General features: G+C 38.8%; 13 protein-coding genes, 1 tRNA gene and 1 CRISPR repeat array. All 14 genes read right to left on the bottom strand.

Going from position 1 to position 14,082, the window contains the following annotated elements; genetic code table 11:
* Window positions 1-3 precede the first annotated feature (3 nt).
* Window positions 4-852 (bottom strand): amino acid ABC transporter substrate-binding protein, encoded by an 849-nt coding sequence (locus FXF62_RS06705; protein ID WP_149518156.1) that lies wholly within the window; start codon window positions 850-852, stop codon window positions 4-6.
* Window positions 853-863: 11 nt separating this feature from the next.
* Window positions 864-1,493, bottom strand: coding sequence for an amino acid ABC transporter ATP-binding protein (locus tag FXF62_RS06700; protein WP_149518155.1), 630 nt, complete (start codon window positions 1,491-1,493; stop codon window positions 864-866).
* Window positions 1,494-1,501: 8 nt separating this feature from the next.
* The gene (locus tag FXF62_RS06695) at window positions 1,502-2,143 is read right to left on the bottom strand and encodes an amino acid ABC transporter permease (protein ID WP_149518154.1); all 642 of its coding nucleotides are present in this window, start codon (window positions 2,141-2,143) and stop codon (window positions 1,502-1,504) included.
* Between the two features lie 163 nt (window positions 2,144-2,306).
* A CRISPR array of direct repeats spans window positions 2,307-3,530; the repeat unit is 36 nt; unit sequence GTTTTGGAACCATTCGAAACAACACAGCTCTAAAAC.
* 90 nt (window positions 3,531-3,620) lie between these two features.
* Complete coding sequence (gene csn2, locus FXF62_RS06690) at window positions 3,621-4,283, bottom strand: type II-A CRISPR-associated protein Csn2 (protein WP_149518153.1); 663 nt, start codon at window positions 4,281-4,283, stop codon at window positions 3,621-3,623.
* Entirely contained in the window at window positions 4,273-4,617 is a 345-nt protein-coding gene (cas2, locus tag FXF62_RS06685) for a CRISPR-associated endonuclease Cas2 (protein WP_149518152.1), read from the bottom strand. The genes csn2 and cas2 overlap by 11 nt, the downstream gene beginning before the upstream one ends.
* Window positions 4,614-5,480: a type II CRISPR-associated endonuclease Cas1 gene (gene cas1, locus FXF62_RS06680; RefSeq protein ID WP_149518151.1), complete on the bottom strand. Its 867-nt coding sequence runs from the start codon at window positions 5,478-5,480 to the stop codon at window positions 4,614-4,616. Before cas1 ends, cas2 begins: the two co-directional genes overlap by 4 nt.
* A complete protein-coding gene (cas9, locus tag FXF62_RS06675; RefSeq protein ID WP_149518150.1) occupies window positions 5,480-9,607 on the bottom strand; it encodes a type II CRISPR RNA-guided endonuclease Cas9 in 4,128 nt (1,375 codons plus the stop codon). The genes cas1 and cas9 overlap by 1 nt, the downstream gene beginning before the upstream one ends.
* Window positions 9,608-10,240: 633 nt before the next feature.
* A tRNA-Arg gene (locus FXF62_RS06670) sits at window positions 10,241-10,312 on the bottom strand.
* A gap of 40 nt (window positions 10,313-10,352) precedes the next feature.
* Window positions 10,353-10,700, bottom strand: a complete 348-nt coding sequence (rplS, locus tag FXF62_RS06665; RefSeq protein WP_005590628.1) for a 50S ribosomal protein L19 — start codon at window positions 10,698-10,700, stop codon at window positions 10,353-10,355.
* A 118-nt stretch (window positions 10,701-10,818) separates the two neighbouring features.
* Window positions 10,819-11,145 carry a fluoride efflux transporter CrcB gene (gene crcB, locus FXF62_RS06660; protein ID WP_187984250.1) on the bottom strand — a complete coding sequence of 109 codons (327 nt, stop codon included), beginning with the start codon at window positions 11,143-11,145 and terminating at the stop codon, window positions 10,819-10,821.
* Window positions 11,142-11,516, bottom strand: coding sequence for a fluoride efflux transporter CrcB (crcB, locus tag FXF62_RS06655; RefSeq protein ID WP_148880448.1), 375 nt, complete (start codon window positions 11,514-11,516; stop codon window positions 11,142-11,144). The genes crcB (FXF62_RS06660) and crcB (FXF62_RS06655) overlap by 4 nt, the downstream gene beginning before the upstream one ends.
* Window positions 11,513-11,779 carry a chorismate mutase gene (locus FXF62_RS06650; protein WP_149518148.1) on the bottom strand — a complete coding sequence of 89 codons (267 nt, stop codon included), beginning with the start codon at window positions 11,777-11,779 and terminating at the stop codon, window positions 11,513-11,515. The genes crcB (FXF62_RS06655) and FXF62_RS06650 overlap by 4 nt, the downstream gene beginning before the upstream one ends.
* A gap of 283 nt (window positions 11,780-12,062) precedes the next feature.
* On the bottom strand, window positions 12,063-13,445 hold the full coding sequence (gene sufB, locus FXF62_RS06645) for a Fe-S cluster assembly protein SufB (protein ID WP_002918936.1): 1,383 nt from the start codon (window positions 13,443-13,445) through the stop codon (window positions 12,063-12,065).
* Between the two features lie 123 nt (window positions 13,446-13,568).
* Window positions 13,569-14,009, bottom strand: a complete 441-nt coding sequence (locus FXF62_RS06640) for a flavodoxin (RefSeq protein ID WP_149518147.1) — start codon at window positions 14,007-14,009, stop codon at window positions 13,569-13,571.
* Window positions 14,010-14,082 lie beyond the last annotated feature (73 nt).

Genomic DNA, 14,082 nt, shown 5'->3' with positions numbered 1-14,082 from the left:
AAACTAGTTGTTTTTATATGCTTTCACTTGTTCTGTTGCAATATCTTCTCCAAACCACTTTTCAGCAATTTTCTGGAATTCTCCCTCTTGGTATAATTTACCGAAAGCAGCATTTACTTTTTCCACTAAAGTACGGTCCGCCTTTCTAGCCCCGGCCGCAAAGGCCTCGCTCTCAAATCCAACTGAAAAGACTGAATATTGATCTAAAATTCCTTCTTCTGTCAGATAATAATTGGCATAAACGCGGTCAATCAAGAGACCATCAATTCGGTCGTTTTGCAAGTCAATCAAAGCCTCGTTGAAGCTTTGGTACTGAGTCGCTGTATGATTTTTGACAAAGGTTTTCAATATTTCAGGATTGCTTTCAAATGCTACATAGCCAGAAGATCCCGTTTGGGCACCCAATACTTTTCCTGCCATATCACTGGCCTGTGAGATATGAGAGGACTTTTTGCTGACCAAAACCTGCTCATTTTTCATATAAGGAATGGTAAATTGTACCTTTTCCATTCGCTCATCCGTCGCGGAATAGCCATTCCAGATAAGGTCAATCGTGCCGTTGGTCAACTCTGTTTCTTTCATATCCCAATCAATCGGCTGCCACTTCACCTCAATCCCATATTCCTTAAAGACAGCATTGGCCAAATCAATGTCAAACCCTGCATAAGTGCCATCTTTTTGCTCAAATCCCATGGGGACAAAGGTATTATCAAAGCCGATTGTAATCTGTTTTTTCTCCTCGTACTTGCTCCAGTTATCCAAGCTGGGATCACTGACATTGGAACTACAAGCACTGAGCAGGAAGGTTAGGATCAGGGTCAGACAGGTCAAAAGAATATTCTTTACTTTCATTCGGACCTCCCTTATTTTGGTATGACTTTGAGAATAGAATCCGCAATGTTTTCCGCAAATTGCAAATCATGTGTGACCACAATCTGCGTCATTCCCATTTCACGATTTTGAAGGATGAGTTTTTCTACTTCCAAGCGTAAGGCAGGATCCAAGGCAGAAGTTGGCTCATCATATCCGATAATCTCTGGATTGATCATCATAGCACGAGCAAAAGCGACCCGCTGTTTTTGCCCACCTGACAGCGAATAAGGGTAGGCCTTGGCATGCTCGGACAAGCCTAAGCGAGCCAATAGATCCTGCGCCTTCTCTTCAGCTTCTTCTTTGGAAACATTCATTGTATGTATTGGTGATAAGGTCAAATTTTCCAAAACAGACAAATGAGGAAAGAGCTGAAAATCTTGAAAGACAAAGCCTAGAAGATTACGCTTTTCAAGCTCTGCGACATCCAAAATCTCTCCATTATAAATTACTTGTCCCGAATCAATTGTCTCCAAACCTGCCAGCATACGCAGAAGGGTCGTCTTCCCTCCGCCAGAAGGTCCAACAATGGCCAATACTTGTTTTTCAGGCACAATCAAATTAAAATCCTTTAGAATCTGCTTATCACCAAATTTTTTACTAATATTTCGTAATTCTAACATAATAGCACCTACTTATAATAACTAAATTTCTTTTCGACCTGTTTTGCAACCAGCGTAGCCAGACCGATTAAGAGTAAATAAATCAAGCCTGCAACAAACATCGGTGCCAGACTTGCATCTCGGTTGGCCGCTGTACGACTGGCCAAAATCAAGTCTGAAATGCCTAAAGCATACACCAAAGAGGTATCTTTCACCAAAGTCATGACTTCATTAAATACGCTTGGTAGCACAATTTTTACGACCTGCGGCAAAATAATCAAGCGAATCGTCTGAACAGGAGTAAATTTCAAAACCTTCGCAGCTTCGTACTGTCCAGTCGGAATGGAAGAAATACCGCCACGGAAGATCTCCGCAAAATAAGCCGCGTAGTTTAGTGTAAAGGCAATAATCGCTGCAGGAATCCGATCCAGCCGAATGCCGATACTTGGCAAAACATAGTAAATAAAGATTAACTGCAATAAAAGCGGCGTCCCGCGCATGATCCAAATGTAAATATTAAGCAGCCATTGCAGGGGCTTCAAGCGAATTTGCATCGAAAAAGCCAGCATAATTCCCAAAGGAATCGAAAAAACCAAGACCAAAGCAAACACCTGCAAGGTAGTTGCCGCTCCACTTAGAAGACTAGGTAAAATTTCCAAAATATAGTTCATTCTCTTCCTCCTAAATAAATATTTTACCATTATAACAGAATCTCAGGAAAATACAAGCAGATGTTGCAAAAAAGTTATAGTAAGAAAATCGAAATCAAACAAAACTAAAATCCGACCCTCTTTTTAAGAATCGGATTTATTTGACTATGGGGAGCTTCGTGTCGTTTTGGAACCATTCGAAACAACACAGCTCTAAAACTTTGCATATCTTGTTAATGGTCAGACCTAGGTTTTGGAACCATTCGAAACAACACAGCTCTAAAACTGCTTCTGCAGAGGTCATTTCCGCAATGATGTTTTGGAACCATTCGAAACAACACAGCTCTAAAACTACCGTTAGTTGTGGATGTAAAAAAAGTATGTTTTGGAACCATTCGAAACAACACAGCTCTAAAACGAGATGTGTAAATGATTTCTTGATGATTGAGTTTTGGAACCATTCGAAACAACACAGCTCTAAAACTTATACCATGGCTGAATTTGCCAGAAAAATGTTTTGGAACCATTCGAAACAACACAGCTCTAAAACTTTAGCCCCTTACCCTTGTCAGCTTTTACTGTTTTGGAACCATTCGAAACAACACAGCTCTAAAACGCTCTTTGTTTTAGGCACGTGACAAATTCAGTTTTGGAACCATTCGAAACAACACAGCTCTAAAACTGGCTTCTAGCAGTCTTCTCACTATATCCAGTTTTGGAACCATTCGAAACAACACAGCTCTAAAACTGTTGCTTTAAGTAATATTCTAAAGCATTGGTTTTGGAACCATTCGAAACAACACAGCTCTAAAACAAGTAATGAGGGTGTAAATGATCTACTCTCGTTTTGGAACCATTCGAAACAACACAGCTCTAAAACTTTTGTAGTACCTCATAGCTTGTCTGAAATGTTTTGGAACCATTCGAAACAACACAGCTCTAAAACCATTGACACAATGGTTCAAACTGGAATAAGGTTTTGGAACCATTCGAAACAACACAGCTCTAAAACGGAAGGTAGTTCTTCCAATTGTTTCAAATCGTTTTGGAACCATTCGAAACAACACAGCTCTAAAACTTTACGAAGCTAGACAAGGCATATCCTGCAGTTTTGGAACCATTCGAAACAACACAGCTCTAAAACAGCATATAACTATGGTGAGTGGTTAGCAGAGTTTTGGAACCATTCGAAACAACACAGCTCTAAAACATTAGTGAAGAGCGTGCTAGTCTCAGTGCGGTTTTGGAACCATTCGAAACAACACAGCTCTAAAACTTATGCGGCAGAAACATCCACGCGCCAAGTGTTTTGGAACCATTCGAAACAACACAGCTCTAAAACCCGTAACCGCTCCAAGCGCTGAGTACATACGTTTTGGAACCATTCGAAACAACACAGCTCTAAAACCTCGTAGAAAAATTTTTCTCACGAAATTTCGTAATCGCGCCATTCGTCTCAGCCAGACTTCAGCTCGTCCGATTCCAATTGTTACTCTTATTATACCATATTTTCAGGATTCAAGAAATAGTCTTGATCCAGCACATACTGCGGAAAATCATAGACTTTTCGAGGTTCGACAAACAAGACTCTTAGTTGATTGAGTTGGATATATTCTATCAGATTTACTAACTCATCCTTTGATAGATAAGCGGTCGCATTGATGAAGATAAGGAGTTTCTTTTTGGAAAGATATTTAAAAACTTGGATAATTTCTAGCATCTTTTCAAAAGGTGTATCGCTCAGAGTTTCAACTTTGACCCCTAGCGCATCGATTAACTCTAGAATGGTGATTTCATCGTATTCCAAGTCCAATTCGTTTTCCAAACACTCAAATGCCAATAATTCTGTAATCGTAGCAACCAGTTTTTCAATCATGGATTTGACTTCGGGTTTGTCATTGAGTTGATTTTCAAGATCCGCATGTATCAGCTTGAGCATGGCGGGTGAGTTGAGATTATATCCTAAGACATCCGTTATCAGTAATAACTCGGACTCTTTTAGAGCTTTTAAATTTCTATCAAATAACTTCAACTCACCTTCATCAGTGTACTGGTAGAACTGCTTCACGATAGTCGAAAAGATAATTTGGTCTTCCAGCACTAAAAAGGTCGCATTTTCAATAGCTAATGGTTCATCCAATAGCGGAAAGTTAATCTTCATCACCAGGCTCCTCTCCCAGAAAGACCAAACGAGCGTCGGAGTTTGCTACACTGGTATTTCGCTCACCATTTAAGTAAATCATGCGAGAAAACTGCTTTTCCGTGACGGTTAAGAGAGTAATGTTTCCTTTTTTAGGATTATGAGTCTTGAGTCGCTCAATCATGGCGTTATTAGCAGAGTTATTGAGCAAGAGCTTGCTATAGATGGAGAATTGGTGCATGATAAATCCTTCATCTATGAGGAACTTCCGAAACTTCCGATAGGCCTTGCGTTCCTCTACGGTATCAATCGGCATATCAAACATTAAAATCATACGCATATATCGATAACTCATATCCTAAACTCAGGAACTCCTTTCTCAGGGTGATTGAGAGCTTGAATGACCTTCTTAGTATAGTCACTGACGATATTGGACAGGTACATATCTTTGCCATTGTAGTGGAAGGTATCTGAGAAAATAGTGAAAAGTTCTCGTTTGATTTTGACAAAAGAACTGTTCCGATTTTCATAGACAATTCTGTCAATAATCGGACGAAAAGGTTCCATAATATCGCTAGCGAGGTTGAATTGATTGAACTGATTGGCATGTTTCAAGCCAAACTGAGTCATGCAGCCAGACAACACAATCTCACGCGCAAACATACTCAAAATCAAGGTGTAACCGTAGTCCAAGGCGGCATTGACATCATTATCCTGCTCACGACTAAAATCATTTCCAAACAAGGTGTTGAAATAAATGCGAGCTGCATGCCCCTCACGGTTACTAGGATCAAATAAATCCAACCCATGATAGAGATCGATGACGGACTGAGATTTTTCTAGAAAACCACAACTCCCCAGATAAAAAGCCTGATTGAGAATTTTTTGTGCAATAATAGTCGTCCAAACTTGAGCTTGAGTCTCCTCGCCCCATGTGATTTGCCGAGAGAGTTGCAGACTGGAATCGTGCCGACCGTAGTAAGGCATTAAGCATGCAGTTGGCAAGCGTTTATCATCACAAAAAATGACCAGAATATTTTCATCCACCAAGCGTTTAATCAGCATGGTGGAGAGAACAATATCCGTCGTCTCCAAAAGTAAGATATCCACCTCGGACAGGTGAATCAACTCTGTCCGAGAGGCATCTTTAAAAATTAAGTGATTGTTCTTGTAGGAAAGTTTAGAGTGCGTATTGACAACAACGGTTCTCCATCCCATTAGTCTTCTCCTAGTTTGCTTAAATCAATTCGAGTCTCGTAGAGACCAGTGATGGACTGGTGGATGAGGGTGGCGTTGAGGATTTCAGAGACAGTTGTGTATCGTTTCCGATCAATATCTTTGCCAAAAAATTTAAAGGTAGCAGGAGCACCTAAAGCAGTAAAGGTCAACAAATTGATAAATGAATTTGCTAGGATTTCTATATCCGCCTGCTCATTATCTGTATATAAATTCTTGATTTTCTCTAGATTTGCATCTGCGAGGACATATTTTTGAGAGAACTCAGATACAAGATTTAATAAATCTTTAAATTTATTTTGGTGTTTTTGAATATATTCCAAATGTTCTGGTTCGTCTAGTTTATGGACGTTTTTAGAATGGTAGAGCAAGGTTGTTAAACATACTGGAAGCACTATTTCATTGCCTTTTTGAAGTTCTTTCGCACTTGCAAGTAGTCGTCTGCGACCATTTTCTAGTTCAAACAAACTATACTTAGGTAGGCAGAGGATGTTTTCTTTACGGACATTATGATAGCCTTTATTTTCAAGGAAGGCTATTGGATTCTTCTCAAAAGCGGCTTTTTCCATAATCGTGATACCAACTAAAGTTTTGACAGTCTTCAGTTTTTTCGCTTTTCCTTTTTCGATATCGGCAATGAGCAAGATCGAATAGGCGATAACAGGGCTATCAAATCCCCCGTATTTAGTAGTTTCCCAAAGAATATCCTTTGTTTTTCGAGGGATTAACTTATCAGAATTTCCTTTAGGAAGAATGGATTCTTTAGAGAAGCCGCCTGTTTGCACCTCTCTCTTCTTCACAATATTCACCTGCGGAAGTGATAGAACTTTTTTGATTGTAGCAAAATCTTTTTCCTTATTCCAAGCGATTTCTCCGGTATCCTTAGAGTATTCGATATTTTCTCTTTTTACGATGGTTCCGTCTGCGTAATGCACCTCTTCTTTAAAGAAATTCAACAAGTTTGAGTAGAAGAAATACTTTTCAGTTGCTTTTTCGATGTCTTTAGGATCTTTGGATCTGGAGATGTATCTCTTAAGATCGTACTTTTGATAGTCACCATAGACGAATTCAGGCTCTAGTTTAGGATATTTCTTAAGAATAGCCTTAGCAACCACTGCATTTAAATAGGCGTCATGCGCGTGGTGGTAGTCATTGATTTCCCGCACCTTGTATAACCTAAATTCTTTACGGAAATTGGAAACTAGATTGGATTTCAAAGTAATAATTTTGACGCTACGAATCTTTTGGTTTTTCTCATTCACTTCTGTATTAAAGCGGGCATCCAAAATTTGTGCGACATGTTTTGTAATTTGCCGTGTTTCAACTAGTTGGCGTTTGATAAAACCAACTTTATCCCGCTCATCTAGTCCGCCGCGTTCAGCTTTGGTTAAATTATTAAATTTACGGTAAGAAATCAATTTGGAATCCAACAATTGTTGCCAAAAAGTTTTCATCTTTTCAACTACTTCAAGACTTGGGACATTATCAGATTTGCCACGATTATCCTTTAAACTCGTCAAGACACGATTATCAAGAGAATCATCCTTGATAAAGGTTTGTGGGATTATGTGGTCAATGTCATAGCTGCTCAGTTGGTTGATATCAAGAGGTTTCCCAGTATACATATCCTTTCCATTTTGGAGATAGTAGAGATAAAGTCGGTCGTTTTGGAGATCAGCGTTATCTGTTGGATGTTCTTTTAGAATGTTACTTCCGAGTTCAGAAATAGCATTTGAAAGTCTCTTGAAACGTTGTTGTGAATTACTGTTTCCCCTAGCAGTTGTCTGATTTTCTCGTGCCATCTCAATCACAATGGACTCGGGAACATGGCCCATAACCTTGACAAGTTCATCAATAATCTTGATACTTTGTAAAATTCCCTTTTTAATGGCAGGGCTTCCTGGGAGTTCTTGGACGACTTGCTTCACATCATCTGTCTTGCCAACTACTTGTGCTTTTTGAATAATTTCTTTGAAGAAAAGTCCGTCATCGTTGATTAACTGCATAAAGTTGCGATTGATCTTACCGTCATCAATCAAGTAGTCAAGAATCGTATTCCCTGTTTGCTTATCACAGATACCGTTAATCAGCTTGGCAGAGAGTTTTCCCCAACCAGTATAATGTCGACGAGTTAGTGCCTTGATTACTTTTTCATCAAAGAGAGAGTCATACTGAGCAAGGCGTTGCTTAATCATCTCACGATCTTCAAAGATCGTTAAAGTGTGGACGATATTTTCAAGAACCTCTTCATTTTTAGGATCATCCATAAACTCTTTATCTTTGATAATCTTGAGCAAATCATGATAAGTAGAAAGACTTGCGTTAAATTGCTTTTCAATTCCTTTTAGTTCGATTCCATCGTAGCCATCAACATTATGTAGATAATGAATGATATCTTTTTCAGTTACTTTTCTTTTCTCTTTGAATAATTGTTTGACAATTTGCTTCTTCTGCCCACTATCAAGGAATTGATAGTCTCTCAATCCTTCTGCAATAAATTTTACTTTTGTTAATTCATTATAGACAGCAAATGTTTCATACAACAGGCTGTGCTTAGGCAAAACTTTTTCCTCTGGCAGATACAAGTCATAGTTAGTCATCTTATTGATGAAGTCTTCCGCAGAGCTTGCTTTATCAACAATTTCTTCAAAATTCCAAGGTCGGATTGCTTGGTCAGAATTTCGAGTCAGCCAAGCAAAATCACGATTGCCACGAGCCAATGGGCCGACGTAGTAAGGGATACGGAAAGTTAACAGCTGTTGAATTTTTTCAGAATCTTCTTTTAAGAATGGATAATAATCACCTTGACGATGTAGAATTGCCCTCATTTCAGTCAGATGAACTTGGTATGGAATTGTACCATTATCAAAAGTACGTTGTTTTCTTAGAAAATCCTCGCGCTTAATTTTCTCAAGGAAATAATCTGCCCCTTTAACATTATTTAAAATATTCTTGAGATATTTATAAAATTCTTCCTCAGTTGCTAATTTACCATTTCTTTTTCGTACTTTTGAATCAACTCCTACATATCCTGCATAACCATTTTTGCTATCGTCAGAAAAAACTTCAACATATTTTTCTGGAAGATTGGCCTTAATGAAGTGTTTTAAGGCAGCTAAGTCTTCTTCATGTTCTTTGAATCGTATGACCATTTTTGTTGATAAAGGCGCATGTGGTGATTCGTCTGAAACGATACCTGCTAATAAGATACCATCGCTTAGATTTTTCACTACAGAAAAGAGTTCGATGAAACTTTCTCCGATTAGTGCGAGGAGATTTCCAAGATCTTCTTCATAGCTCTCCGATGATATTTGTAATTTAGCATCGTTTTCTAAACTAAAGTTTGTTTTAAAATTAGGTGTCAATCCTAGAGCTAGTCCGATTAAATTCCCGAATAAGGTATTCTTCTTTTCACTTGGGTATTTCTTAAGAAGTTGTTCCTGTTTTTCAGACTTAGGGATTTTAGCGGTTAAGATTTCTGTGACATTCAGTTTGATTTTGGAAAGGGAAGTTTCTTGAACATTATCGTATTCTTCAACGAATTTTTCAAACAGTCCTTGGATGTCATTATTTTGAACTTTAAACTTGGGATCGTCAATCAAAAAATGCCCGCGGTATTTAATCATGTGAGCAAGAGCTAGATAAATCAAACGCAAATCTGCTTTTTCATTTGACTCTGCTAGTTGCTTTCTCAAATGATAAATTGTTGGAAATTGCTTATGGTATTCCTTCTCTTCTTGTAGGGTAGCAAAAATAGGATATTTACTTCCTCTTTTATCCTCAGGAACTAAAAAGGAGTCATCTAATCGATGAAAGAAACTACTATCCACATTGCTCATTTCCTCGGCAAAGATTTCTTGAAGATAACGAAGACGATTTTTCCGACGAGTATAGCGACGGCGTGCTGTCCGTTTTAGACGTCTATCTTCAGCAGTAGTCCCTTCATCAAATAATAAAGCTCCAATTAGATTTTTCTTGATAAAGTTTTTATCAGTATTGCCCAGAACTTTCATCTTTTTCGATGGCACCTTATAGTCATCCGTAATGACGGCCCATCCGACACTGTTAGTTCCGATATCGAGTCCGATAGAGTAATTTTTGTTTTCCATGTATAAAAACCTCCTTTGTATTAAGTTATAATTTACAAATTAAGAAATGAGAGTTTTGATTAAGTCAATGCACTCCTTCATAAACTTTATTAACTCAGTTAGAATAGCTAAATGATCTTTAGTAAATTTAAACTTTCTCAAAACTATTTCCTTAAAATACAACTATATTTAAATTGTAACATTTCTAATGAAAATTTCAATAAAATGAATGCTATATTTGTAGAAATCTGTTAGAATTAGTAATGAGTTGTATTTTAGTTTTAGAACTGTATTGTTTCGAATAATACTAAACTAGATTTTTTCAAAAATTTCCAGCAAGGTTTTAGAGCTGTGTTGTTTACAGCTTTAAAATAGCTTTTTATCGTATCTGTAAAATAATTTACATTTCACTTGATAATCTTTGATAAGTATAGTACAATAAAGTTGTTGGAACTATTCGAAACAACACAGCAAGTTAAAATAAGGCTTTTGTCCGTACACAACTTGAAAAAGTGCGCACCGATTCGGTGCTTTTTTATTTACTATAATAACTATATTTTACTCTTATTTCTATAAAAAGGCAACGAAATTCAAAGCGTTTTCAACAAATTCACTAAAAAAACTACGTTCAAATGAACGTAGTTTTAATATTTATGTCCCCTGCCGGAATCGAACCAGCAACTACTCCTTAGGAGGGAGTTGTTATATCCATTGAACTAAGGGGACTAGAGAAAAACTCTGCCAAGTGACAGAGTCATTTCTGATATTAACGACGGATTTCTTTGATACGCGCTGCCTTACCTTGCAATGCACGAAGGTAGTACAATTTAGCACGACGAACTTTACCGTAACGAACGACTTCAATCTTGTCAACACGTGGAGTGTGGATTGGGAAAGTACGTTCAACACCTACACCGTTAGAGATTTTACGAACTGTGTAGTTTTCTGAAATTCCAGCACCTTTGCGAGCGATAACGACACCTTCAAAGATCTGGATACGTTCGCGAGTTCCTTCGACAACTTTCGCGTGAACGCGGACAGTGTCACCAGGACGGAATGCAGGGATATCTGAGCGAAGTTGACCTTCAGTCAAGCTTTGAATTAATGGATTCATTTTTTCTCCTATCTTGCTAATCTTGTAGCTCTAGACAACAGCGGATTAGCCGTTTTTTTAGTGCATCCATTTATGCACAAAGTATATTATATCAAAATTCTAGTAAAAGTAAAGATTTTTAGATAAAAATTCCTAAAAGAATCGCTAAAAATCCTAAAAGGTAGGTCAACATCAGATAGAAGCTAAACTTCTTCTTATCTGAGAACAGCTCTGCTAATTCAGCATTAAAGGTGGAAAGAGTTGTTAAACCGCCACAGAAACCTGTTGCCAAAATGCTATACAGTTGCTTATCTTGGATATGATTATAAAAATATCCAATCAAAAAAGCTCCCAGTACATTAGCCATCAAGGTGCCTACTGGCAGAGCAGCTCTGCTATTGACCTTAGAAAAAAAGTAACGGACAAGAGCTCCTAGACCGCAAGCAACGAGCAAAAACCAAATCATGCGGCCACCTTCCTTCCAGCCCATAAAGCAATGCAAAGGCTGCCGCCGATACTCAAGGATAAATACACGAATAATTCCGGATAACGGCCTAAATCCAGCAATTTGAGTGAGTCTAAAAGAAGACCCGAAAAAGTCGTCAAGCCGCCACAAAATCCTGTCGACAAAGCTAGGAGCAAACGTTTGGTAACCTGCTTGCTTGTTAAATAACCTTTAATCAAATAGATTAGTAGGAAGGTTCCTAAATAGTTGACTAAAAGTGTGGCCAGTGGAAAATGCCCTGTAAATGTAATCAATAAAGAAGCCTGATATCGAAGCCAGCCGCCTAGCATGGCTGCCAAGAAAATAGCCAGTGAGTTTTTTATCTCCTTCATCTGATTTGCTGCTTCTGAAAGGTACGAGAATGTTTCAGAATATCTGAAAAGGTCGCAACGATGGCTGCTTGGTAGTCCTTGTTTTCCACTTTATCCGCAACCCTAGAAACAATCACTTCTTCGCGCTTATTATCCAAAACAGCCTTTCCAGTCGATTTTTTAAAATCCACTACTTGTCCAACTAGATTCATGCGCTTTTCCAGCAAGGCAACTAGGGCATCGTCCACTCGGTCAATTTCCTGTCTAATTTTTTCTAAATTCATCAGCTTCCTCCTTGTGTTCTATCTATCATATCAAAAATTAGGAAAATGTTCTAGCATTACTCCAAATAAACAGCAAGGTCAAATAATTGAAAATCCCTATTATCTCACTTGACTTTGCCTCCCATACGCAACCTAAAACAGGCTCACAGAACTTAGATTAAAGGGAACTTCGCAGAAGCGAGTTTTTATCCACAACCTAAAACAGTCCCCTGGACCTTGGATTAAGGAGAACTCGCAAAAGCGAGTTTTTATCTGCAACCTAAAAATACCCGTTAGGGTATTTTTAGCCAACTGAGCCTTCCATACTCATGTTGATGAGTTGGTTGAGTTCAACGGCATATTCCATTGGTAGTTCTTTGGTAATGGGTTCCATAAATCCGTTGATAATCATAGCTGTGGCTTCTTCTTCGCTGATTCCTCGACTCATCAGGTAGTAGAGCTGATCCTCAGACACTTTGGAAACCTTAGCTTCATGTTCTAGCGCGACATTGGAATTATGGATTTCATTAAAAGGAATGGTGTCGGAACTGGACTCGCCATCCATCAGAATAGTATCGCACTCGATATGAGATTTGGAACCTGCACTATTCTTGCCAAAGCGAACCTGACCACGATAGTCTGTCTTACCACCATCCTTGGCCACTGATTTAGAAATTAAGGTACTGGAAGTCTTAGGAGCATTATGAAATACCTTACAACCCGCATCCAAATGCTGGCCATAGTTGGCAAAGGACATGGATAGAACAGAAGTTCTCGCGTTACGGCCATTAAGAATGCTACAAGGATATTTCATATTGACCTTACTGCCTAAGTTCCCATCAATCCATTCTAAGGTGCCGCCTTCTTCAACAATCCCCCGCTCCGTTACGAGGTTATAGACATTGTCCGACCAGTTTTGAATGGTTGTGTAGCGGAAAAAGGCATCTTTTTTGACAATGATTTCGACATTTGCCGCATGAAGACTATTGCTTGTATAAGTCGGTGCTGTGCAGCCCTCAATATACTGGATAGAACCACCCTCCTCGATAATCATCAAGGAGCGCTCAAACTGGCCGGCATTTTCACCATTGATACGGAAATAAGTCTGAACAGGAACTTGGCACTGGACATTCTTGGGCACATAGATAAAAGTTCCGCCGGACCAAACCGCACTATTAAGAGCAGAGAATTTATGCTCAGCATTTGAAATCACAGTACCAAAATACTGCTTGACCAAGTCCGGATATTCCTGAACAGCCGTATCCGTATCAGTAAAGATAATCCCCAACTTGGCAAACTCTTCCTTCATATTGTGGTAAACCACTTCAGATTCATACTGAGCCACAGCTCCAGATAGAAAGCGCTTCTCGGCTTCTGGAATTCCCAAGCGGTCGAAGGTTTTCTTAATCTCTTCTGGAACTTCATCCCAACTGCGAGCCCGATCTCCGCTTAGCTTCTGATAATAGATAACATCATCAAAGCGAATCCCTGACAAATCAGGGCCAAAGTCGGGCATAGGTAACTTATGAAATAGTTCCAAAGAGCGGAGGCGATAATCCAACATCCACTGGGGCTCATTCTTGATTTCTGAGATTTCTCGAACAACTTCTTCAGTCAGGCCCTTACCAGTTGAAAAGAGTGGCTTAACATCATCATGAAAGCCAAAGGCATAGTCGCGTTCTTTCATAGGAACTCCTCCTTTATCTAAGGGATAACGCTTACCTATATTATACTCCTAATCATGAGAATTGTCAGAAAATAATACTTTAACAAAAGAAAAACGGCTACAGCCGCTTCCCATATTGTCATTTTAAACTTTACTTACCAACTCTTCCGCAAATGCTTCCAAGCGCTCAATATCATCTTCTTCAGCAGAAAGATCTACTTTGACACATTCTGAACCTTTCACTGCTCCTGTAGCCGTAAAAACAGCATCAAAATCATCAACAGCCTTGCAGAATTCATCGTAAAAAGTATCGCCTGAACCGACCACTCCGTAGACCTTGCCAGACAAATCCAATCCAGACAAGTCTTCGTAAAAGTCCATCATTTCATCAGGTAGCTCACCGTCACCATAGGTATAGGTCGCTACAATCGCAATATCTGCTTCCAAGAAATCTTCTGCATCGACAGTGGTGCACTCGTCCACTTCAACTTCTACATCTAGTTCTCTTAGCTTATCCGCCACAATATCGGCAATTTCCTCGGTGTTTCCAGTCATACTGGCAAATACAATTTTCGCTAAGGTCATAGTTCCCTCCAAATTATAATCTTCATTCATTATAACACATCTTTTTTATTTTAAAAATAAAAATTCTTGTGCT

Origin of the sequence: Streptococcus cristatus (assembly GCF_008369405.1) — a bacterium.
Lineage (GTDB): Bacteria > Bacillota > Bacilli > Lactobacillales > Streptococcaceae > Streptococcus > Streptococcus cristatus_G.
Note: the sequence above shows the minus strand (reverse complement) of the source record. Positions and strands in the feature narration are given on the sequence as shown.

Coding starts and splice junctions, on each gene's coding strand:
- crcB (WP_148880448.1), bottom strand. CDS start 11,516: ATGAAGGAGATAAAAAACTCACTGGCTATTTTCTTGGCAGCCATGCTA.
- FXF62_RS06705 (WP_149518156.1), bottom strand. CDS start 852: ATGAAAGTAAAGAATATTCTTTTGACCTGTCTGACCCTGATCCTAACC.
- cas2 (WP_149518152.1), bottom strand. CDS start 4,617: ATGAGTTATCGATATATGCGTATGATTTTAATGTTTGATATGCCGATT.
- cas9 (WP_149518150.1), bottom strand. CDS start 9,607: ATGGAAAACAAAAATTACTCTATCGGACTCGATATCGGAACTAACAGT.
- cas1 (WP_149518151.1), bottom strand. CDS start 5,480: ATGGGATGGAGAACCGTTGTTGTCAATACGCACTCTAAACTTTCCTAC.
- crcB (WP_187984250.1), bottom strand. CDS start 11,145: ATGATTTGGTTTTTGCTCGTTGCTTGCGGTCTAGGAGCTCTTGTCCGT.
- rplS (WP_005590628.1), bottom strand. CDS start 10,700: ATGAATCCATTAATTCAAAGCTTGACTGAAGGTCAACTTCGCTCAGAT.
- csn2 (WP_149518153.1), bottom strand. CDS start 4,283: ATGAAGATTAACTTTCCGCTATTGGATGAACCATTAGCTATTGAAAAT.
- FXF62_RS06695 (WP_149518154.1), bottom strand. CDS start 2,143: ATGAACTATATTTTGGAAATTTTACCTAGTCTTCTAAGTGGAGCGGCA.
- FXF62_RS06640 (WP_149518147.1), bottom strand. CDS start 14,009: ATGACCTTAGCGAAAATTGTATTTGCCAGTATGACTGGAAACACCGAG.
- FXF62_RS06700 (WP_149518155.1), bottom strand. CDS start 1,493: ATGTTAGAATTACGAAATATTAGTAAAAAATTTGGTGATAAGCAGATT.
- sufB (WP_002918936.1), bottom strand. CDS start 13,445: ATGAAAGAACGCGACTATGCCTTTGGCTTTCATGATGATGTTAAGCCA.
- FXF62_RS06650 (WP_149518148.1), bottom strand. CDS start 11,779: ATGAATTTAGAAAAAATTAGACAGGAAATTGACCGAGTGGACGATGCC.